Genomic DNA, 20,436 nt, shown 5'->3' on the forward strand with positions numbered 1-20,436 from the left:
AGATGCTCGCGTGCGACCAAAACGACCACAACCCCTCGTTTCGAACACAACCCGCGCTCGGCAGCGTGCGCATCTACGTTGGCCGGATACGCGCCCGGCGCTGCTGCCGGGCTTGAGGACTCGAGGAGGAGTTCATGACACAGCACAGCCGCATCCGCACCCGACTCGTCTGGGGAGCCGCCGCCGGCGTGGCAGCCCTGACGCTCGCCGCCTGCTCGGGCGAGCCCACATCCGGCGGTGGCGACGCCGGCGGCGGCGAGGTCACCGTCGACAGCGTCGCGGTGATCGCGCCGGCAGACCCCGGTGGCGGGTGGGATCAGACCGCGCGTGCCTTCGCGCAATCGCTGACCGCGGACAAGCTCGTCTCCTCAGCGCCGGTCAGCAACATCGGTGGTGCGGGCGGCACGGTCGGCCTCGCGTCGCTGGCGACCGAGACCGACCCGAACACGCTGATGATCACCGGCAGCGTCATGGTGGGAGCGGTCGAGACCAACGCATCCGATGTGCGCATCGAGGACACCACGCCGATCGCGAAGCTCACGGAGGAGCCGCTGGTCGTCGTGGTGCCCAAGGACAGCCCGTACGAGACGATCGAGGACTTCGTCGACGCCTGGGTCGATGAGGGAGCCGGCATGGCGGTGACAGGCGGCTCTGCGGGAGGGATCGACCACATCCTGGCCGGGCAGCTGCTCACCGAGGCCGGAGTGGACGCCGCCGACGTCCCCAGCACGTTGAACTACATCGCGAACTCCGGGGGCGGTGAGGCACTCACGTTGCTGCTGGGCGGTCAGGTGCAGGCCGGGATCTCCGGTGTCGGCGAATTCGCGCAGCAGGTCGAGGCCGGCGAGCTCAAGGCGCTCGCGGTGTCGTCGGACGAGCCGGCGGCTCTGCTTCCGGAGGTGCCCACCCTGACGGACGAGGGCATCGACATCGTCGTCACGAACTGGCGCGGCCTGATCGCGCCGGGCGACATCTCCGACGAGCAGAAGGCGGCGCTCGAGGAGCTCGTCACGACGGCCCACGACGGGGATGCCTGGGCTGAGGTGCTCGAGACGAACGGCTGGACCGACGCGTTCCTGGTCGGGGACGAGTTCTCCTCCTTCCTCGAGCAGGACATCACGACGACCCAGGACACGCTCAAGACCATCGGGCTCATCGAATGACGGACTCGATCACGACGGGAGCGCAGGCGGCCGTCGGCGCCACGCGATCCCGCAGGGCGGGTGAACTGGTCTTTCTCGCGGTGATCGCGGTGTTCTCCGCCGTCGCCCTGGTGATGACCGGCTTCATCCGCGAGCCGATGGGGTCCTCGAACGTCCTGGGCGCTCGGGTGCTGCCGTACGCGGTCACCGGGCTGATGCTGCTGGCCTCGCTGGGCGCGATCGTCGCCGTGCTGCGAGGAAACGTGGGACAGCCCGACGAGGCCGAGGACATCGACGCCGAAGCGCCCACGTCGTGGAAGACCGTGCTGCTGCTCGTGGTGTCGTTCGCCTCGCTGATGCTCGTCATCCCACTCCTCGGCTGGCCTGCCGCCGTCGTCGTGCTGTTCACGGGCGCGGCCCTCGCGCTGGGCGCGGCGCGCTGGTGGATGGCGCTGATCATCGGGGCGGGGCTCGGCATCCTCACCCAGCTGCTGTTCGGGACGCTTCTCGGCCTGTCGCTGCCGCCGTTCGGCACTGTCCTTCCGGGGGTGTTCGGTGGATAGCTGGCAGCTGCTCATGGAGGGGTTCGCGACGGCGCTCCAACCTCAGTACCTGCTGTTCGCGTTCATCGGCGTGCTGCTGGGAACGGCGATCGGCGTGCTGCCGGGCATCGGGCCGGCCATGACCGTGGCGCTGCTGCTCCCGTTGACCTACACGCTGGATGTGACGAGCGCGATCATCATGTTCGCCGGCATCTACTACGGCGGTATGTACGGCGGGTCGACGACGTCGATCCTGCTGAACACACCGGGGGAGTCCGCCTCCATCGTCACGGCGATGGAGGGCAACAAGATGGCCAGGATGGGCCGCGCGACCGCTGCGCTGGCCACCGCGGCGATCGGCTCGTTCATCGCGGGAACGATCGCCACTGCTCTGCTCACGCTGTTCGCCCCGTTCATCGCCGACTTCGCCGTCACGCTGGGCCCGGCGGACTACTTCGCGCTCATGATCGTGGCGTTCCTCACCGTCGGTGCTCTCCTCGGATCCAGTCCCGTCCGCGGCATCGTGTCGCTGTCGATCGGGCTGTTCCTGGGACTCGTCGGCACCGACACGCTGACCGGCCAGGCACGGTTCACCTTCGGCATCCCGAACCTCGGCGACGGGATCGACGTCGTGATCGTCGCCGTCGGACTGTTCGCCGTCGGGGAGGCGCTGTATGTCGGGTCGCGGCTGCGGCACGGGACCCTGCCGACCATTCCAGTCTCCGGAAGCTGGCGGACGTGGATGTCGAAGGCCGACTGGAAGCGATCGTGGAAGCCGTGGCTTCGCGGCACCGCGATCGGCTTCCCGATCGGATCGATTCCTGCCGGCGGCGCCGACGTCGCCACCTTCCTGTCGTACGCGACGGAGAAGCGGCTCGCGAAGGACCCGTACCGCAAGCAGTTCGGAAAAGGGGCGATCGAGGGCGTCGCGGGTCCGGAGGCGGCGAACAACGCCGCGGCCGCCGGGGTGCTCGTGCCGCTGCTGACACTGGGGCTGCCCACCACCGCGACCGCGGCGATCATCATCTCGGCATTCCAGACGTACGGCATCCGCCCTGGTCCGCTTCTGTTCGACAGCCAGCCGGCTCTCGTGTGGGCACTGATCGCGAGCCTGTACATCGGCAACGTCGTGCTGATCATCCTGAACCTGCCGCTGGTGGGGATGTGGGCGAAGCTGCTGCGGATTCCGCGTCCCTATCTGTACGCCGGCATCCTGGTGTTCGCCGGGCTCGGGGCGTATGCCGCGAACTTCACCGTCTTCGACATCGGTGTGCTGCTGCTGCTCGGTGTGATCGGGTTCTTCATGCGTCGACACGGGTATCCGGTGTCGCCGATGGTCGTCGGTGCGATCCTCGGACCGATGGCGGAGGAGCAGCTGCGCAAGGCGATGGCCATCAGCCAGGGCGATCCGCTGTACCTCGTGCAGAGTCCAGGCTCGATCGTCATCTACTCGGTCATGGTGGCACTGATCGTGCTCGGGCTGTGGCTCAAGCGCCGGCAGGCGCGCTTCGAGGCAGCGCTCCCGGATATCGACACGGCGACGATACGGACTGTGGATGCCGAGATCGCGGAGCAGCTGCGGGAGAGATGAGGCGAGCGGTCCTCAGTGCACGAATGCCTTCAGGATCACGAACACGATGCCGAAACAGGCTGTCCCGAGCGCACCGGCGAGCCGGACGAGCAGCGAGCTGCCACGACGGAAGAAGGCGACGTACCCCAGGAAGGCGAGGATGACGGTGCCGGACCAGAGGGCGGCATCGATCGCGAGGTCATCGGGGATCACTCTCGTCGTGCCCGCCAGCAGTATCGCGGCGGGCACTGTCGCCGACGTCAACAGCCCGAACGTGCGTTGGATCGAGGTTCGGAAGGCTGCCCCGACCCCGGTGAGCTGACCGGAGGCATCCGTCTCGCCGACACGAGCGACCGTTCCTGCGTAGACGTGCGCACCCCAGAACACCACGATCGTGATGGCGACGGTCAGCAGGACGACGAACGATGTCTCGCCGTGAGCGGAGGAGACCGCGATCAAGCCGCTCACGAGGATCGTCCCGTACACGGCCGCCTCGGTTCCGAATCCCGGTCTGAGGGCACGGTGGATCTTGAGGAGGCTGTGCTCGGGAGTGGCTGGTGACGACATGTCGCCAGTTTAGGGTCGGGGTGCAGACCCCGCATGACGGTGACGGCGCAGACCTCAGCGGCGACAATGGGCAGATGATCGAATCGCTCGAGGACATCGCAGCCGAACTGTATGGGCGCCCGCTCGATGAGTTCGTGGCGGCACGCAACGAGCGGGCCAAGGTCGTTGCGGACGACGACCTCGCCGCCGGCGTGAAGGCGCTGCGCAAGCCCCTCGCGCCGGCGTGGGTGGTCAACCTGTTCGCGCGCGAGCGACCAGACCAACTCGCACAGGCGCTGGAGCTGGGGGAGTCGTTGCGAGAAGCGCAGGAGGAGCTGGATGCGAAGACATTGACGGCCCTCACCCGCCAGCGCCGCACGCTCGTCGCGGAGCTCGCGCGGGCGGCGGCCGACCTCGCCGAACATTCCGGTGCGCACGTGACGGCGGCGACGACGGAGGCGGTCGAGCAGACGCTCAACGCCGCGATGCTCGATGCCGGCGCCGCCGACGCCGTCGCATCGGGGCGCTTGATCCGTCCGTTGGCACCGTCGGGCGGTGATGCGGTCGATCTCGTGGATGCGGTGGCGGGTGCCGTCTCGCCGCGATCGGTGCGCGTGACGCCGCCGGACGAGCTCGAGCAGCGGAGGGCGCGCAAGGCGGCAGAACAGGCCGTGCGCTCTGCCGAGCAGCAGTTCGCGAAGAGCGAGCGTCTGCTGAGCGATGTCGGTGGCGAGCGCGACAAGGCTGCGACGAGGCTGGACGAGCTGCGCCGGCAGGAGACCGAGCTCGTTTCCGAGCTCGAACGAGTCCGCAGGGATATCCGGAAGGCTCACGAGGCTGTGGAAGACGGCGACGAACGGCTTCGGAGCGCGGAACGCGAGGTGGACGCCGCGCGTTCCGCTTTGGACGAGGCGCGTGCGCGGGTGGCGGATTAGGTCAAGGACGCTCTCGATGAGGCTCGGCGTACCTGCGGCCCCAGAGCGTCAACTCGGCGAGCAGGGGGCTGACGCTTCGGCCGATCTCGCTGAGCTCATACTCGACCTTCGGGGGCACTTGCCGATGAACGGTGCGGGTGATCAGCTCGTCGGCCTCGAGCTCCCGCAACTGACGTGTCAGCACGCGGGGCGTCGTGCCAGGCAGCAGACGACTCAGCTCGCCGAAACGAAGGACACCGTGCTCCTCGAGCAGCGCCAGGATGCTGGGCTTCCATGCACCGCCCAGGACGGCGATGGCCACCTCGGCGTCGCAGGACGATGACCACTCCGTGATGATCCGTTCCGTCTTCTCGCGCATCGTCGCCCGTCTCCTTAGTATCCGAAGGGGTAGTACCTGACAAGAAAGTCAGTACTTGCCCGTTACGGCAGTACTTTACAGAATTGCGTTGTGACCGTCGATACCGCCCCCACACCCACCCGCTCCTCATACCGCAGTTGGTGGGCGATGCTCCCGCTTCTGCTCGGCGTCCTGATCGGCGCTCTCGCGATCAGCAGCGTTGCAACCGCGCTGCCGGCCATCCGCAGCGAGCTGCACTTCACCGACACTGAAGTTCTCTGGTTCGTCGACATCTATTCGCTCACTCTCGCGGCGACGCTCATCCTCGCCGCGCGCGTCGGCGACGCCTTCGGACGCAAACGGATCATCCTGATCGGCCTGGTCGGGTTCGCGGTGCTCAATGCGGTGGGTGGGTTCGCGTCCAGCGGTCTGGTGCTGATCGTCGTTCGAGCTCTGCTGGGCACGGCAGAGGCGTTCGTGATCGCGGGTGTCGTCGCCACCATCGGCTCGCACTACCAGGCGCGGGAGCGCGTGATCGCCTACGGACTGTGGACCGCGACTTTCGGGGCGGGCAGTGCGCTCGGGCCCGTGCTCGGCGGCTTGCTCGCGGACGGTCCCGGCTGGCGGTGGCTTCTGCTCGGGGCGGTGCCGCTCGCCGTCGCAGCGGTGGTGCTGACCCTCTGGCTGGTTCCGGAATCGCGGAGCGCGCGCGTGCAGACCTGGGATGTCGTGAGCATCGTGACCTCGATCGTGGCGCTCGGGTCGCTCGTCTACGCTTTGCACGAAGCTCTCGCGGCGCCGCTGGCAGCGGCGGTCGCGGGTGCCGTTGCGGCGATCGGGCTCGTCTTCTTCGTCGCGCGCCAGAGGCGGCTCATCGATCCGCTCATCGACGTCGGCCTGTTCGCCGTGCGCAGCTTCAGCCCGGCGATAATGCGGATACTGGTCAGCAGCGGTGCCTCTGCGGCATCCGTGGTTCTCGTCAGTCTGCACCTGCAGGATGCTCGTGGCATGGCTGCGTCGGAAGCAGGGGTCATGCTCCTTCCGCAGGCGATCTTCATCGTCGTCGGCGGTGTTCTGGCGCCGGTGGTGCTGCGCCGTCTGAGCTCGAGCGCCGCGACCACGTCGGCACTGCTGCTGCAGAGCGTGGGGCTGGGCGGTCTTGCGTTCGACTTCGACTCGGTGGTGGTGCCGCTCGCACTGGTCGGACTGGGCTTCGGCGTCGCCGGCACCCTCGCGGCGACGACACTGTTCGATGTGACGACGCTCGAACACGCGGGTCAGGTCGGTGCGATCCAGGAAGTGGGCTTCGCGCTCGGCGGCGGACTCGGAATCGCCGTGCTCGGCACGCTCGCCGCGCTCATTTCCCCGCAGGGCTTCGTGATCGCTATCGCCACCGGCGCGGTCGTCGTGTTCGTCGCGGCCGTCGGTCCGTTGATCCGCCGAGGCGGCGCTGCCTGAGCGCCTGACTCCACCGGGTCAGCGCTGCCGGTCGCTCTCCGAGAGCTGAGGGCGGCGTCAGCTACCCGCCGGGGCTTCGGCCTGCCACGCCGTCACATGCACGGTCGCGCCGGGCACGATGTCCAGGGAGATGTCCCAGGAGAGCCGTTCCTCTCCTGGGGTGACCGCGATCCACACGCTGCTCGCGGCAAGCTGCTCGTTCACGGAGTTCGCATCCCACCCGATCACAGCTGAGGCGGCCTCGCCGGGCTGAAGAGTCACCGGCGTGACCCCGGGGTCCTGCGCCATGAAGGACCCGCCGTGCTCGACGGCCACGTCCAGTGCGTGCCCGTTCTGGTCCCCGTACGCAACGTCCGGGTAGCCTTCGACGACGCACGGCTCCTCGGACACGTTCACGAGCGAGATCCACTGGCCACGATGTCCGGTCGCGGCTTCCGGCGCCGGAGCCAGGATCGTCGTGTTCGCCGACGTGCACGCGCCCTCAGCGGCCCGCCCGTCGGAGGGCGCTGCGGTCTTGACCGCTTCCCCGGTCGCATCCGGGTCGGGGAAGGCCGGACCGTTCGGATCCGCCAGCTCCTGCGCTGCCGCTGCCTCGTCGCGCAGGCGTTCCTGGGTTGCGTTGTCGCCGGCCAAGGACGCGAACGGCAGGCCGATCAGCGCGACGACCGCGATCAGCGCCGATACCGCCACCGCGTTCCTTCCCGGACGACGGGGAGTCGGTGTCGCAGAGGAATCGTGCGAGTGGACCCGGCGTGCGGACACGAGTGCGGGGATCCAGCCCACGAGCACTGCCCACAGCGTCGTGAGCGGCGCGGCTCCCATGGTGCCGGCAGCACCCCGAACCCCGAAGCTGCCGACCCAGGAGGAGAAGTTCCCGAGGTCCAGTGCAGCTCCGATGGCGAACGCCGTCAGGATCGCGGCGAGCCAGTTCGCTGCGAAGCCGAACCGGCCGGCGGAGAGCTGGGAAGCGAGCGCTCCGAACCCGGCGATGAGCGCGACACCCATCAGAACCTGCACGATGACCGCCCACACGACCGGGCTGCCGAAGACTCCGCGAGCCAGGGGAGATGGAACGAACTGTCCCAGAGTGGCCAGGCTCCCGCCGGCCGAAGACAGGGCGTACGGCACCCAACCGCAGATGAACCAGAACACGGCGAGCACGACGCCGCCGATCAGACCACGTCGCATCGCACTTCCTCCGTTGACCCGCACAGTCGCGGAGTCTCGACCATATCGCGGAGGGCGCCGGCGCCCCGCGAGGGCGAGTGAAGATCACCGGTATTCCGACACGGCGTCGCGAGGCGTGGCTCAGTGCGAACGAAACGACATCAGAATGCGAAAAATCCCGCGATCTCTCGCGGGATTCTCTGGTGGACCTGAGGGGACTCGAACCCCTGACCCCCTGCATGCCATGCAGGTGCGCTACCAGCTGCGCCACAGGCCCAGAAGCTGTCCCGTACCGGCCGGGGCAACTCGAAAAGAATACAACAGGATCGGCGCCCGGCGCGAATCCGCGCGCGATCTCGGGAGTGTTCGGTCTGTCACGAACTCATCGGGCTCACGTCCACGTCGATGGTCGCGAACGGGAAAGGCGAGAAGATTGTGAAGCTCGAGCCGGGTTCGGGGATCGGAGTCAGCGCGAACCACATGTAAGAGATCACGATGCCGGCCGCGGCCACGATCGCGATGACGGCGGCCGTGCGGTCGATCGTTCGGATCGCCTCGGCCTCGCCCGCCGCCGAGCGGATGATCCGGCCGAGGACCCAAAGCACCACGACGGCGATGACGACGGGCATGACACCATTCGGGCGCAGATTCAGCGTCGCGCACAACGGCTCGTCGAGGGCGGGCTGGCCCGCGGCATCCAGATACCCGCCGTCGGCATCGATGGAACCACCGCACTGCCCCTTGCTCCCGCTAATGAGGAACCAGCTTCCGATCGCCGCCAGGAGACCGACGATGATGAGCCTGCGCAGTCTCATCAGAATCTCGGCACCAGGCAGCTGCGTGGTCTTCGGCCTCATCGATGTGTCCGTCATGTCCGACCCTCCGTCCGGCCCATCTTGGCACGCGGGACCGGTCGCGCGAGGAACATCCGCACCGCCTGCGGCGTTCACATCAAGCGTGGACATCTTCGACAGCATCGTGATCGGCGCGGGTCAGGCAGGACTGTCGACCTCGTACCATCTGCAACGGCTCGGCGTCCGACACATCGTCCTGGATGCTGATCGCGAGCCGGGTGGAGCATGGCAGCACCGATGGGACGCCCTCACGATGCGCGATGTCCACGGCGTCGCCGAGTTGCCGGGTTCGACGCCGCCGCCTCGCGACGCACAGCGTGCGAACCAGGCGGTGCCGGCGTCCTTCGCGGCCTATGAGCGCGAGCACGACCTGCCGATCGTTCGGCCCGTCGCCGTCGACCGCGTCACCGATGACGACGGCATCCTCGTCGTCCATGCCGGCGGGCGCGAGTGGCGCAGTCGCACGATCGTGAACGCGACAGGGACGTGGAGCCACCCGTTCCTTCCGCACTATCCCGGTATGGAGACCTTCCTCGGCGAGCAGATGCACACGGTCGACTACCCTGGGCCCGAGCACTTCCGCGGAAAGCGCGTTCTCGTCGTCGGCGGGGGAGCGTCGGCGGTGCAGTTCCTCGGCGCGCTCGCGCCGATCACCGACACGCTCTGGGCGACCCGTCGCGAGCCGGTCTGGCGCACGGATGACTTCACCCCGGAGGCAGGCGCTGCGGCGGTCGCACTCGTCGAGCAGCGCGTCGCTCAAGGTCTGCCGCCGCAGAGCGTGGTGAGTGTCACCGGCCTCATGCTGCGCCCGCAGGAGCGCGAGGCCGAGCGGCTCGGCGCCTATGACGCGCGTCGTCCCATGTTCGCCCGCATCGAGCCCGATGGGGTGCGCTGGGCCGACGGCACGTTCGAGCGCGTCGACGCGATCCTCTGGGCGACCGGATTCCGGCCGGCGATCGCCCACCTCGCGCCGCTGCATCTGCGCAGCGCGGCGGGTGGCATCCAGCTGGATCGGAACGGCCGCGGCACCACTGCCGTCGCGGATCCGCGCGTGCAACTCGTCGGATACGGACCCTCGGCCAGCACCATCGGGGCGAACCGCGCCGGCCGTACAGCGGCGAGGGGCGTGCAACGCGCGCTCCGCTCGAGCGCGGCGACCACCGTCGTGTGATCGCGTGCGTGTCCGCGGCATCGCAGGTCCCTGTGATCGCCACGTCACAACTGCCAGACTGAAACCACACCGAGCCAGGGAGATCCCATGTCGCGCATCATCGTGTTCGGCGGCCACGGCCGCATCGCCCTCCTGCTCGCGCCGCTGCTGGTCGCGCGCGGGGACGAGGTCACGGCGGTGATCCGCAATCCGGACCACGCGGATGATGTCGCGGCGACGGGAGCGCGTCCCGTCGTCGCGGACATCGAGAACGCGGATGCCGACGCACTCGCGGAGCTCGTCTCCGGCCACGACGCGGTCGTCTGGTCCGCGGGCGCGGGCGGCGGGGACGCGGAGCGGACGTACGCGGTCGACCGGGACGCGGCGATCCGATCGATGGGCGCGGCAGACAGCGCCGGCGTCACCCGCTACGCCATGGTGTCGTGGATCGGCTCCCACGCCGATCACGGAGTCGATCCGGACAGCAGCTTCTTCGCGTACGCGGATGCGAAATGGCAGGCGGATGCGCATCTGACCGGCACGGACCTGGACTGGACGATCCTCGGTCCGGGGGCCCTCACGTTCGACGCACCCACCGGGCGGATCCAGCTCGACGAATCCGGCCGCGCCGCCGTCTCCAGGGCCGACGTCGCCGCGGTCATCGCTCAGACGCTCGTCGAGCCGGCCACGGTCCGCCGGACGATCCGCTTCGGCAACGGCCTCGAAGGCGCGCCCGAGGCGATCGAGGTGGCGCTGCGCGCCTGACGGAGACGGTCTGACGGCGGATCAGGCCGCCGTGCCCAGCCAGGCTTCCAGGATCCGCTCCCGCAGCGCGTTGCCCCGCTGGGCGAATCCGCGCTGGCGCCGCACGTACTCGGCCTTGCCGTCGACCGTCTCGATCGGCACCGGCACGACGCCCCACCCGCTCAGGTCGTACGGGGCGGCCTGCATGTCGAGTTCGCGGATGTCGCGGGCGAGTTCGAAGCAGTCCAGGAGCAGTTCGCCCGGCACGAGCGGGCCCAGCTTCATCGCCCACTTGTAGACGTCCATGCCGGCGTGCAGGCACCCTGGCTGCTCGAACACCGGTTGGCCCTCGCGCGTCAGCGGTGAACGATTGCGCGGCACGGCATCCGGTGTGAAGAACCGGAAGGCGTCGAAATGCGTGCATCGCAGCTCGTGCGTCTCGACCACGGCATCGGTGCCGGCCTGCCCGAGTCGCAACGGCACGGGATGCCGGTGCTCCGGCTCGCGGTACACCATCGCCCATTCGTGCAGGCCGAAGCATCCGAACTGCCCTGGGCGCGATGCGGTGCGCCGCAGCATCCGTTCGACGAGCCCGGCGAGCTCGGGTTTTCCGGCGGCGAATGCGGCAGCGTCCGGAGCGGCCGAATCGACGGACGGACCGGGGGAGTACCAGCGCCAGGTCACCCGCTCCGGCGCATCTTCGAGCACGACGCCTGCGCCGGGGTGCCATCGCCGAAGCTGCGCCGGCTTGTAGCTGTAGTAGGTGTACAGGAAGTCCTGGACCGGATGCTTCTCCCGCCGTGCCGCCCGCGCGCGATGCGCCGCGGTGAGCGCGTCCGCGCGATCATGGTGCGCCTGCTCGCGTGCGCGCCACTGCATCGAGCTGAGCGCGGCGGTCATCAGTGCAGGATCCCCACATCGCCGAGGCGCTCGCGCAGCCCTGCGCCGTCCGAAGCGGTCACCCACGGGGCTGCGTCGTCGGAGTGATCGTCGGACGGGGCGCGACCACCGGCCAGCATGGCCTCGGTCGTGGAGAGCTGGCGGATCGCGACGCCGGCCACGGATCCGGGATGCTCCTGCTGGAATGCGGTGTAGATCGCCTCATCGTGCTGTCCGTCGTCGCCGATCAGCAGCCACCGCACGTGCGGGAACTCCGCCGCGAGCCGGCGCAGATTGGTCAGCTTGTGCTCACGACCGCTGCGGAACCAACGGTCGTGCGTCGGGCCCCAATCGGTGAGCAGCATCGAACCGGACGGGAACAGATGGCGTGTCAGGAAGCGGCTCAGCGTCGGTGCGATGTTCCATGCGCCCGTGGAGAGGTAGACCATCGGGCATCCGGGGTGCTGGCGCATGATCTGCTCCAGCAGAACTGCCATCCCCGGAACCGGCAGGCGCGCGTGCTCGTCTACGACGAACGAGTTCCAGGCCGCCACGAACGGCCGGGGGAGCGCCGTGACCATGACGGTGTCATCCACGTCGCACACGACGCCGAAATCGACTTTCTCGTCGACCACGAAGACGGTGCCTTCGACGGCAGGCTGTCCTTCCACCGACATCGAGACGGACTGCCATCCGGGCTCGAGATCCGCCTTGACGACGGTGTCGATGACGCCGCCGCGGTCGGCGGGCACGACCTGGGTGCGTCCGCCGATCGTGACCTCGACGTTCGCGAAGCCGACCGGGATGCCGACGAAGCTGCGCCACCCGCGGATGCTCGCGTACTCGCCGTTCTCGTCCTGTCGCTGCGGCGGCACGATCAGCACACGTCCGACGACGCGTACCCAGCCGGCTCCGCCGTACCCGGGGAAGGGGAGGATCGTCGCTGTGCGGCCGCGCCGGCGGGCGCGGCCCTCGCGCCAGACATGGAGACGGTGCTCCAGACGGGCGAACCAGTGGATCCTGGCCGGAGTGGCGGGCTGATCGGGCATCCTGATCAGTCTTTCATGCCTGGGCCGGTGCCCTCGCTCCCGTTCGGCAGAATTCGGTCGGACGGGCGCTCGGTCGGCTGGTCCGTCGTGTCGCCGTCTGCGTGCTCGTGCATGTGACGGCTCTCCCACGCCGCGAGCGCCTTCTTGCCCACCAGGAGCACCACGAGGAAGAGGACGATCACACCGACGAAGATGTAGCCGGCGAAGTGCACACGGTCGACGAGCTCACGGAAACTGCCGGCGGCGAGCGACGTCACGCTGACGTACGCGGCGGCCCACAGGATGCACGCCGGAGCGGTCCACGCCAGGAAACGGCGATACGAGTACCCGCTCATTCCCACGGTCAGCGGCACGAGCGAGTGCAGCACCGGAAGGAAGCGCGAGAGGAAGATGGCGAGCCCGCCGCGGCGTCGCAGATAGATCTCGGCACGTGCCCAGTGGGCCTCGCCGATGCGTCGGCCGAGCCACGAGTGCCGGATGTGCGGTCCGAGCCAGCGCCCGAGCGCGAACCCGATGCTCTCCCCGATGAGCGCACCGATGACGACGGCGATGCCGAGCGCGATGCCCTCCGCGAGGCTGGTGACACCCATGGCGGCGATGATGACGATCGTGTCGCCGGGGACGATGAGTCCGATCAGAATGCTGGTCTCCAGCAGCACGGCGACGCCCGCGATCAGCGTGCGCGCGATCGGATCGACCGACTGCACGGCATCCAGCAACCACAGCAGGAAGTCGTCCACGATCACGAGAATACGCCGAGCCGGTCGGCCCTACGCTGGGAGCGTGCCGCACATCTCCGCCCTCCGCGCCCGAGCTCTGACGGTCTCCGCGACGCCGGAGCAGCTGTTCTTGCGCGAGCAGACCGATCAGGAGTCCGTGTTCTGGTTGGACGCCGGCTCCGGCACGCGCCAGGGGTGGAGCATCGTCGGCTCCGGCGACGTGGAATCGGATGCCGAGGCGCCTCGCGCCATCCGGATCGATGCGGTGCCGTCCCGCGATCGATCCCGCCCCCCATTCGCAGGCGGCTGGATCGGCTGGAACGATTACGAGTCCGGTGCCGCGGCGGCCGGGGCGCCGGTCGACGGTGATGGTCGCTCGAGCGGTGCGTGGCTGCGGGTGCGCAGAGCTGTCGCGTTCGACCACGCGGACGGCGTGCTCTGGGCGCTCGCTCCCGAAGCCGATCTCGACGCCTGGGCGCTCGAGGTCGCGGAGCGATGCGCTGCGCCCGCTGTGCCCGTCATCCCTGACGACGCCGCCCCGTCGCTCGCGCGGGGGCGGCACGCACCGGACGAATATGCGGCGCTCATCGCGCGCTGCCGGGATGCGATTCGCGCAGGCGAGGCCTATCAGCTGTGCCTGACGACTCGATTCGATGTGCCGGGGGAGCATGATCCGATTCAGACGTACCTGCGACTGCGGCGGGCGACGCCGGCGCACCACGGCGGGTTCATCCGGATCGGAGGACGGTCGCTGCTCAGCGCCAGCCCCGAGCAGTTCCTGTTCACCGATGACGGCCGGATCGTGACGCGTCCGATCAAGGGGACGAGGCCGCGTTCGGTGGACCCCGCGGAGGACGCCGCCCTCGCGGCCGAGCTGCTCGCCAGCGTCAAGGAACGTGCGGAGAACGTCATGATCGTCGACCTCATGCGCAACGACCTGTCGCAGGTCTGCACCCCGGGCACGATCCGGGTCGACGGACTGTGGGACGTGGAGAGCTACCCCGCAGTGCACCAGCTGGTGAGCACGGTGAGCGGCGTGCCCGCGCCGTCGACGACCGTCTCGGATCTCTTCGCCGCGGCGTTCCCTGCCGGGAGCATGACCGGAGCGCCGAAGCTGTCGGCGATGACGATCCTGCACGCTCTCGAGCGCGGACCGCGGGGTGTCTACAGCGGATGCTTCGGATACATCGGCCTCGACGGTGCGCTCGATCTGGCGATGGTGATCCGCAGCATCCTGATCGACGAGCGCGGTGCCCACATCGGTGCCGGTGGCGGGATCACCTGGGGGTCCCAGCCGGATGCCGAGGTGGCAGAGGTCGCGATCAAGGCGAGGGCGCCGTTGGCGGCCCTCGGTGCCCGGCTGCCGGACGCCTGGATCGCAGGATGATCCGATAACCTGGAACTTCGCGATCTCCGCGTTCCCCTGCTTTCCAGATTGGCCGTTCGCTCTTGTCCGAGAACACGTTTGAAGAAGCATCCGCTCTGCCGTCCCCGCACGCCCTGCAGGCGAAGTGGCAGAAGTATTGGGCAGAGAACGAGACCTTCCTCACGGGCGGGACCGAAGACACCCGCCCGCGCAAGTACGTGCTGGCCATGTTCCCGTACCCGTCCGGCGACCTGCACATGGGGCACGCCGAGAACTACCTGTACTCCGACATCGTGGCGCGGTTCTGGCGCCATCGCGGGCACAACGTCCTCAACCCGATCGGATGGGACTCCTTCGGGCTGCCGGCGGAGAACGCAGCCATCCGCCGTGGCGCCGACCCGCGCGAGTGGACGTACGCGAACATCGCGCAGCAGAAGGCGGCGTTCCAGTCCTACGGGGTGTCGTTCGACTGGTCCCGGGTGCTGCACACCTCCGACCCCGATTACTACCGCTGGAACCAGTGGCTGTTCCTCAAGCTGCACGAACGCGGTCTGGCGTACCGCAAGAAGAGCGCCGTGAACTGGTGCCCGAACGACCAGACGGTGCTCGCCAACGAACAGGTCGTCGACGGCCGCTGCGAGCGCTGCGGCGCCGAGGTCGTGAAGAAGAAGCTGACCCAGTGGTACTTCAAGATCACTGAATACGCCGACCGCCTGCTGGACGATCTGAACCAGCTCGAGGGCTCCTGGCCGCACAAGGTGCTGCAGATGCAGCGCAACTGGATCGGCCGGTCGGTCGGTGCGGACATCGACTTCGTCATCGAAGGTCGCGACGAGCCGGTCACCGTCTTCTCGACGCGCCCTGACACCTTGCATGGTGCGACCTTCTTCGTCGTCGCTCCGGACTCCGACCTGGCTTCCGAGCTGGCAGCCGACGCGCCCTCGGAGGTGCGCGAGCGCTTCGCGGAGTATCTGGCCGACGTCCAGAAGACCACCGACATCGACCGGCAGGCGACCGACCGTCCGAAGACGGGTGTGTTCCTGGAGCGCTTCGCGATCAACCCGGTCAACGGGGAGAAGCTGCCGATCTGGGCGGCCGACTACGTGCTGGCCGACTACGGGCACGGTGCCGTCATGGCCGTGCCGGCGCACGACCAGCGCGACCTCGACTTCGCCAGGACGTTCGATCTGCCGGTCAAGGTCGTCGTCGACACCACTGCGCCGGTGACGGGCGCGATGCCGGTGATCGAGGTCGACGAGGACGGCGTCCCCGTCGACACGCTGCCGAGCCTGGATGACCAGCACCCGTCCGTCACCGGAACCGCCCTGACGGGCGAGGGGCGACTCATCAACTCGGGCGAGCTGAACGGCCTGTCCAAGCGCCACGCGATCGCCCGCACGATCGAGAAGCTCGAGGCCGCAGGCACCGGACGCGCAGCGAAGAACTATCGTCTGCGCGACTGGCTGATCTCCCGTCAGCGCTTCTGGGGCACTCCGATCCCGATGCTGCACGCCGAGGACGGCCGGATCATTCCGGTGCCCGAGGACCAGCTGCCGGTGAAGCTGCCCAGCGTCGACGGTCTGGACCTGTCGCCCAAGGGGGCATCCCCGCTGGGCGCGGCAGAGACCTGGGTGCGCACGACGGACCCGGCCACCGGCGACCCGGTGCTGCGCGACCCGGACACGATGGACACGTTCGTCGACAGCTCGTGGTACTTCCTGCGCTTCCTGTCGCCCGGCAACGACAAGGTCGCGTTCGACGTGGCCGAGGCGGACCGCTGGGCTCCGGTCGACAGCTACATCGGCGGTGTCGAGCATGCGATCCTGCACCTGCTGTACGCACGCTTCATCACCAAGGTGCTGTTCGACATGGGGCTGATCGACTTCACCGAGCCGTTCAGCAGCCTGATCAACCAGGGCATGGTGATCCTGAACGGTCAGAAGATGTCCAAGAGCAAGGGCAACCTCGTCCTCTTCGAACAGGAGCTCGACGCTCACGGTGCCGATGCGCTGCGCGTCGGTATGGCCTTCGCCGGGCCGGTCGAGGACGACAAGGACTGGGCCGACGTCTCCACGACCGGTGCCCAGAAGTTCCTCGCGCGGGCGCTGCGCGTCGCGCATGATGTCGCCAGCCCCGTTGACGTCATCTTCGCCGGAGGCGACGCTGCGCTGCGCCGTGGTACCCACCGGCTGCTGGCCGATGCCCCGGCGCTGGTGGAGCAGACGAAGTTCAACGTTCTCGTCGCGCGTCTGATGGAGCTGGTCAATCTCACCCGCAAGACCATCGACACCGGTGCGGGCGCGGGCGATCCCGCCGTGCGCGAGGCAGCCGAGACCGTCGCGGTCATGCTCGACCTCATCGCGCCGCACACGGCGGAGGAGATGTGGGAGGTGCTCGGTCACGAGCCGTCCGTCGGACTCGCCCAGTGGCGTTCGCCCGACCCGTCGCTGCTGGTGGAGGATTCCGTCACCGCTGTCGTGCAGGTGGGCGGCAAGGTCCGTGCCCAGCTCGAGGTGCCCGCCAAGATCGGTGCGGAGGAGCTCGAGAAGATCGCTCGCGCGGATGATCGCGTGATCCGCGCGATCGGCGACCGGGAGATCCTGAAGGTCGTCGTCCGCGCCCCGAAGATCGTCAGCATCGTCGTCAAAGGCTGAGGGAGCAGACGCGCGTCTTCTCGTGGGGCGACCTCGGATATGGGCCGCCATAGTCGTGCTCGTCATCGAGGCGGTGTCGCGCGTCGCGCGCGTCGCGGGCGCCAAAGGGTAAGCCGGAAACGTCGAGAAGGCGACTGTGGCCGAAACTCGGAAGGCCGTGAGAGCGGCGAACGATGCGCGCGGAACCGGTTCGGCGGGTGAGGCTGCTTGCGAGTCCGGTCGCCCGGTTCAGCGCACGATCATGTAGGCGCCGTCGGACGGATCGACGATGACGCGGAATGAGCTTCCCAGGCGCTCGATATCCCCGTCTGTACCTCGGTGGGTTGTTTCGAACACGGGCACGCCAGGCCCGCTGATGCGCAGGGTGACTTCGACGCCCGTCTCCTCTCCGAGGCTCACGGATCTTGGATCCAGCACCTCGGCGGTCGCGAGGCGACCCCGTTCTTCGAGGCGATGGACCCGTCGCTGCATGCGGGAGGTGGAGACGATCGTTGCCAGTCCCAGGCCGCCCACGACGATGATGATGGCTACGCCGCCGATCAACGAGGGCAACTCGAACGCCCCGACGGCTCCGAGCGTGATCATCATGGCGGGGCCGGCGAGCAGCCCGATCACACCGCCGGCGTAACTAGCCAACCGCGACACAAGACTTCTGCGACGCACCTGCGTGAAGTTGCCGTCTTGTGCCAACCACAGATCGTCGGGTTTCATGGGAGGATCGTAGCCCCGCGCCGCGGTGCCCGCCACGATCCTTGCGACCTCGGCTCATCAGCTCGGCGGCGCGGCGGACCGCGGAGATGGCGCTGTCGCTCGAGTTCCGAGCCAGACGACCGCAGTCGTCACCACCAGTCCGAGCAGGGCGCCGAGGGCGACATCGTGAAGGTAATGGACGCCCTGAGCGACTCGTCCGATCGCGACCAAGGCGGCGATCGCTACTGCGAACCATGTGGTCCACGTTCGCCCGAGGGCGAACGCGACGACGACGACCGCACCGAACGCCAGCGTCGCGTGATTCGACGGTAAGGACCAGTCGCCTACGGGAGGGCACTCAGCGGCGATAGGCCAGCGACTGCAGGGTCGCGGCTGCGCGAACAGCAGCTTCGCCCCCTCGCTCACCGCGTAGGCGACGACGACACCCCCGGCGCCCGCTACGAGCCTGCTCCGGCGCTCGGGCTGAACGGGCGATATCTGAAATGGCTGGCTCCCAGCTGGGATCAATGTGCCATCGCCGCATCACCCGAGCACGAGCTGATATGTCGTTTCCGCTCGTGACTGGCGATGAAACCGACCACACCGGTAATGTCGGAATGTTGCGCGCCCCCACCGCGCCGTCCCGCTCGTCCGGAGAATCATGAAACTCAGATCACGTCATGCAGTGACTGTTGCGACCGCGATCGTGCTGGGTGTCGCAGGGTTGTCCCCGGCCGCCGCGGTAGCTGCCGCGCCGGCCCCTGCGGCTGCTGCTGTGCCCGCCTCTGGGGCCCAGGGTGCGGCGGTCGCCGCCGTGCCTGCGGCGACGACCTTCGTGTTGCCGCTCGCGGCGAAGTCGTACGATGTTTCGGCGTGGCAAGGTCCGCGCTGCATGCCGATGCCCGGCGCCACCACGTCGCACGGCGGCGTCGATCTCGCGACGAAGAACGGATCGCCGATCTACGCCGTCGCGGCAGGTGTCGTCACCGCCACTGTCTCGGGATCCAGTTCGGTCGCTGGGCACATCGACATCCGTCACACCGTCGGCAAGGTCACGTACACGACGAAGTATCTGCACGTATGGTCGGCGACGACCCACGTGAAGGTCGGTCAGACCGTCAAGGCCGGGCAGCGGATCAGTTCAGTGGGCATGAGCGGCAACACCAACGGCCCGCATCTGCACCTGGAGCTCTGGGAGCACCAGGCAGGCGGGAACAAGCAGCTCGATCCGGTCCCTTGGCTGAAGAGCCGCGGCGTCGACCTGCCCAAGCAGGCCACCGCGATCACCGCCAAAACCGCACCCAGTACATGCACGTACTACACGACCGGAGCGGTGAACCTGCGCGCAGGAGCATCGACGGCAACGGCCGTCGTCGTGAAACTCGCCGCCGGCACCATGGTCACGGCGGTGCCGGGCCACGTCTCCAACTCGTTCCTGCCCGTCAAGGCGGGTTCACGCAGCGGATGGATCGCGAACTGGTTGCTCAGCCCGACTCGCCCCGTCATCACGACTCCCGCTCCTGCTCCGGCTCCGGTCGGAAGCTCCCCGTCCACGGTCACTTACAAGACCACGGCGGCGTTGAACCTGCGGCCCACGGCGTCGACGAGCCAGAAGCCGCTGTTGACGATCCCGAAGGGCAAGGACGTCGGCCAGATCCTGGACTCGAGCGGTTCCTGGGGCAAGGTGACGTACGCCGGAAAGACCGGCTGGGTGCACAAGGACTACCTCACGACGTCGACCGCGACACCCGCGGCGCCGAAGCCGGCCATCTACAAGACCACAGCGGCCTTGAACCTGCGGCCCACGGCGTCGACGAGCCAGAAGCCGCTGCTGACGATCCCGAAGGGCAAGAGCGTCGGTCAGGTACTGGCGTCAACCGGTTCCTGGCGCAAGGTCACGTACGCCGGAAAGACCGGCTGGGTGCACAAGGACTACCTCACGCCGGGTTGAACGTCCGGCACCCAGGCCCGTGAGCGGGCCCGGGTGCCCAGAACGCTCGAACCGCGATCCGGGAATTCCTCGCAGCAATAGATCCGACTACCGGCCAGGTCGCTGAGCAACGCTTCTGCCAGATCACGATGTACCGGCGAGCGCTTCTGGTGGCTCCATCGGACGGCGTCGCTACAAACGATCGTTTACGGTGAGAGCCATGTGGTGGTCGGAAGACGAATGGGAAGCGCTGGTGGCGGCAGAGCGGTGCGGCATGTGCGCTGACGCGGACTTGCCGGCGAACGACCACAGTGCCCTCGTCGCCACGACCGGCACGAGTCATGTACGGCTCGCTCGAAATCAACACCACGCCGGATACAGCCTCGTGATTCTTCGAGAGCACGTTGTCGATATGGCGGAGCTACCTTTGGACCAGCTCGCGAGCTTTTGGAGGGATGTCCAACGCGCGGCGCGCGCCATCGATGAAGTGTTCCGATCGAAGAAGATCGACTACCTCGTCATGGGGCACCGGATGCCCCACCTTCACTGCCACTTGCTCCCTCAGCACGCAACCGACGATCCTCTCCGTAACGTGAACATCGCAGGCGGCCCGACGCATCTTCCGCCTGATGCGTTCCATGACGCGGTCACAGCACTCCAGAGAGCGTGGGAGTCATCGGAACCCACACGCGAAACGTAGCTGC

At 68.2% G+C, this 20,436-nt stretch carries 20 protein-coding genes and 1 tRNA gene; 11 read left to right on the forward strand and 10 right to left on the reverse strand.

Annotation, left to right across the window (positions count from 1 at the left end):
• Positions 1-134 precede the first annotated feature (134 nt).
• From ACFCYE_RS16680 to ACFCYE_RS16690, 3 genes are read left to right on the forward strand one after another with little or no spacing between them, the layout of a single operon-like run.
• Positions 135-1,163: a Bug family tripartite tricarboxylate transporter substrate binding protein gene (locus ACFCYE_RS16680; RefSeq protein WP_376180542.1), complete on the forward strand. Its 1,029-nt coding sequence runs from the start codon at positions 135-137 to the stop codon at positions 1,161-1,163.
• Complete coding sequence (locus ACFCYE_RS16685; RefSeq protein ID WP_376180543.1) at positions 1,160-1,705, forward strand: tripartite tricarboxylate transporter TctB family protein; 546 nt, start codon at positions 1,160-1,162, stop codon at positions 1,703-1,705. Before ACFCYE_RS16680 ends, ACFCYE_RS16685 begins: the two co-directional genes overlap by 4 nt.
• Positions 1,698-3,275 (forward strand): tripartite tricarboxylate transporter permease, encoded by a 1,578-nt coding sequence (locus ACFCYE_RS16690; protein WP_376180545.1) that lies wholly within the window; start codon positions 1,698-1,700, stop codon positions 3,273-3,275. The genes ACFCYE_RS16685 and ACFCYE_RS16690 overlap by 8 nt, the downstream gene beginning before the upstream one ends.
• A 12-nt stretch (positions 3,276-3,287) precedes the next feature.
• Here ACFCYE_RS16690 and ACFCYE_RS16695 read toward each other — a convergent pair whose 3' ends face one another.
• Complete coding sequence (locus tag ACFCYE_RS16695) at positions 3,288-3,821, reverse strand: hypothetical protein (protein ID WP_376180546.1); 534 nt, start codon at positions 3,819-3,821, stop codon at positions 3,288-3,290.
• 74 nt (positions 3,822-3,895) lie between these two features.
• On the opposite strand from ACFCYE_RS16695, the gene ACFCYE_RS16700 reads away from it, so the two are divergent.
• A complete protein-coding gene (locus tag ACFCYE_RS16700; RefSeq protein ID WP_376180548.1) occupies positions 3,896-4,735 on the forward strand; it encodes a transposase in 840 nt (279 codons plus the stop codon).
• A gap of 1 nt (position 4,736) precedes the next feature.
• Here ACFCYE_RS16700 and ACFCYE_RS16705 read toward each other — a convergent pair whose 3' ends face one another.
• On the reverse strand, positions 4,737-5,093 hold the full coding sequence (locus ACFCYE_RS16705; protein ID WP_376180550.1) for a winged helix-turn-helix transcriptional regulator: 357 nt from the start codon (positions 5,091-5,093) through the stop codon (positions 4,737-4,739).
• 90 nt (positions 5,094-5,183) lie between these two features.
• Here ACFCYE_RS16705 and ACFCYE_RS16710 point away from each other — a divergent pair, with 90 nt between their 5' ends.
• Entirely contained in the window at positions 5,184-6,530 is a 1,347-nt protein-coding gene (locus tag ACFCYE_RS16710; protein WP_376180551.1) for an MFS transporter, read from the forward strand.
• 57 nt (positions 6,531-6,587) lie between these two features.
• Here ACFCYE_RS16710 and ACFCYE_RS16715 read toward each other — a convergent pair whose 3' ends face one another.
• The 3 genes from ACFCYE_RS16715 to ACFCYE_RS16725 all read right to left on the reverse strand — a co-directional run bounded on the left by ACFCYE_RS16715 (position 6,588) and on the right by ACFCYE_RS16725 (position 8,569).
• Complete coding sequence (locus ACFCYE_RS16715; protein WP_376180553.1) at positions 6,588-7,718, reverse strand: DUF4232 domain-containing protein; 1,131 nt, start codon at positions 7,716-7,718, stop codon at positions 6,588-6,590.
• Positions 7,719-7,898: 180 nt separating this feature from the next.
• Positions 7,899-7,974: transfer RNA gene (locus tag ACFCYE_RS16720), tRNA-Ala, on the reverse strand.
• Positions 7,975-8,071: 97 nt separating this feature from the next.
• Complete coding sequence (locus tag ACFCYE_RS16725) at positions 8,072-8,569, reverse strand: hypothetical protein (RefSeq protein WP_376180555.1); 498 nt, start codon at positions 8,567-8,569, stop codon at positions 8,072-8,074.
• An 85-nt stretch (positions 8,570-8,654) separates the two neighbouring features.
• On the opposite strand from ACFCYE_RS16725, the gene ACFCYE_RS16730 reads away from it, so the two are divergent.
• The gene (locus tag ACFCYE_RS16730; protein ID WP_376180557.1) at positions 8,655-9,722 is read left to right on the forward strand and encodes a flavin-containing monooxygenase; all 1,068 of its coding nucleotides are present in this window, start codon (positions 8,655-8,657) and stop codon (positions 9,720-9,722) included.
• A gap of 87 nt (positions 9,723-9,809) precedes the next feature.
• Positions 9,810-10,466, forward strand: a complete 657-nt coding sequence (locus tag ACFCYE_RS16735; protein ID WP_376180559.1) for an SDR family oxidoreductase — start codon at positions 9,810-9,812, stop codon at positions 10,464-10,466.
• 21 nt (positions 10,467-10,487) lie between these two features.
• On the opposite strand, the gene ACFCYE_RS16740 is transcribed toward ACFCYE_RS16735, so the two are convergent.
• Genes ACFCYE_RS16740 through ACFCYE_RS16750 form a run of 3 tightly spaced genes read right to left on the reverse strand, consistent with a single transcriptional unit; the run spans position 10,488 to position 13,113 of the window.
• A complete protein-coding gene (locus tag ACFCYE_RS16740; protein WP_376180561.1) occupies positions 10,488-11,345 on the reverse strand; it encodes a 3-methyladenine DNA glycosylase in 858 nt (285 codons plus the stop codon).
• Entirely contained in the window at positions 11,345-12,373 is a 1,029-nt protein-coding gene (locus ACFCYE_RS16745; RefSeq protein WP_376180563.1) for an App1 family protein, read from the reverse strand. Before ACFCYE_RS16745 ends, ACFCYE_RS16740 begins: the two co-directional genes overlap by 1 nt.
• A gap of 5 nt (positions 12,374-12,378) precedes the next feature.
• Positions 12,379-13,113, reverse strand: a complete 735-nt coding sequence (locus ACFCYE_RS16750; protein WP_376180564.1) for a DedA family protein — start codon at positions 13,111-13,113, stop codon at positions 12,379-12,381.
• A 43-nt stretch (positions 13,114-13,156) separates the two neighbouring features.
• Here ACFCYE_RS16750 and ACFCYE_RS16755 point away from each other — a divergent pair, with 43 nt between their 5' ends.
• Positions 13,157-14,479: an anthranilate synthase component I family protein gene (locus ACFCYE_RS16755; RefSeq protein ID WP_376180566.1), complete on the forward strand. Its 1,323-nt coding sequence runs from the start codon at positions 13,157-13,159 to the stop codon at positions 14,477-14,479.
• A 62-nt stretch (positions 14,480-14,541) separates the two neighbouring features.
• Positions 14,542-17,112 carry a leucine--tRNA ligase gene (leuS, locus tag ACFCYE_RS16760; RefSeq protein WP_376180568.1) on the forward strand — a complete coding sequence of 857 codons (2,571 nt, stop codon included), beginning with the start codon at positions 14,542-14,544 and terminating at the stop codon, positions 17,110-17,112.
• A gap of 228 nt (positions 17,113-17,340) precedes the next feature.
• Here the strand turns inward: leuS and ACFCYE_RS16765 are convergent, their stop codons facing one another.
• Together ACFCYE_RS16765 and ACFCYE_RS16770 are read right to left on the reverse strand one after the other, a co-directional pair.
• On the reverse strand, positions 17,341-17,859 hold the full coding sequence (locus ACFCYE_RS16765) for a hypothetical protein (protein ID WP_376180570.1): 519 nt from the start codon (positions 17,857-17,859) through the stop codon (positions 17,341-17,343).
• A gap of 21 nt (positions 17,860-17,880) precedes the next feature.
• Positions 17,881-18,330 (reverse strand): phosphatase PAP2 family protein, encoded by a 450-nt coding sequence (locus ACFCYE_RS16770; RefSeq protein WP_376180572.1) that lies wholly within the window; start codon positions 18,328-18,330, stop codon positions 17,881-17,883.
• A gap of 157 nt (positions 18,331-18,487) precedes the next feature.
• On the opposite strand from ACFCYE_RS16770, the gene ACFCYE_RS16775 reads away from it, so the two are divergent.
• Together ACFCYE_RS16775 and ACFCYE_RS16780 are read left to right on the forward strand one after the other, a co-directional pair.
• Positions 18,488-19,753 carry an SH3 domain-containing protein gene (locus tag ACFCYE_RS16775; protein WP_376180573.1) on the forward strand — a complete coding sequence of 422 codons (1,266 nt, stop codon included), beginning with the start codon at positions 18,488-18,490 and terminating at the stop codon, positions 19,751-19,753.
• Between the two features lie 253 nt (positions 19,754-20,006).
• A complete protein-coding gene (locus tag ACFCYE_RS16780) occupies positions 20,007-20,432 on the forward strand; it encodes an HIT family protein (protein ID WP_376180608.1) in 426 nt (141 codons plus the stop codon).
• Positions 20,433-20,436 lie beyond the last annotated feature (4 nt).

This window comes from Microbacterium sp. NPDC056234 (assembly GCF_042267585.1).
Taxonomy (GTDB): Bacteria; Actinomycetota; Actinomycetes; order Actinomycetales; family Microbacteriaceae; genus Microbacterium.

Coding starts and splice junctions, on each gene's coding strand:
- ACFCYE_RS16680 (WP_376180542.1), top strand. CDS start 135: ATGACACAGCACAGCCGCATCCGCACCCGACTCGTCTGGGGAGCCGCC.
- ACFCYE_RS16685 (WP_376180543.1), top strand. CDS start 1,160: ATGACGGACTCGATCACGACGGGAGCGCAGGCGGCCGTCGGCGCCACG.
- ACFCYE_RS16695 (WP_376180546.1), bottom strand. CDS start 3,821: ATGTCGTCACCAGCCACTCCCGAGCACAGCCTCCTCAAGATCCACCGT.
- ACFCYE_RS16700 (WP_376180548.1), top strand. CDS start 3,896: ATGATCGAATCGCTCGAGGACATCGCAGCCGAACTGTATGGGCGCCCG.
- ACFCYE_RS16705 (WP_376180550.1), bottom strand. CDS start 5,093: ATGCGCGAGAAGACGGAACGGATCATCACGGAGTGGTCATCGTCCTGC.
- ACFCYE_RS16715 (WP_376180553.1), bottom strand. CDS start 7,718: ATGCGACGTGGTCTGATCGGCGGCGTCGTGCTCGCCGTGTTCTGGTTC.
- ACFCYE_RS16725 (WP_376180555.1), bottom strand. CDS start 8,569: ATGACGGACACATCGATGAGGCCGAAGACCACGCAGCTGCCTGGTGCC.
- ACFCYE_RS16735 (WP_376180559.1), top strand. CDS start 9,810: ATGTCGCGCATCATCGTGTTCGGCGGCCACGGCCGCATCGCCCTCCTG.
- ACFCYE_RS16740 (WP_376180561.1), bottom strand. CDS start 11,345: ATGACCGCCGCGCTCAGCTCGATGCAGTGGCGCGCACGCGAGCAGGCG.
- ACFCYE_RS16745 (WP_376180563.1), bottom strand. CDS start 12,373: ATGCCCGATCAGCCCGCCACTCCGGCCAGGATCCACTGGTTCGCCCGT.
- ACFCYE_RS16780 (WP_376180608.1), top strand. CDS start 20,007: ATGTGCGCTGACGCGGACTTGCCGGCGAACGACCACAGTGCCCTCGTC.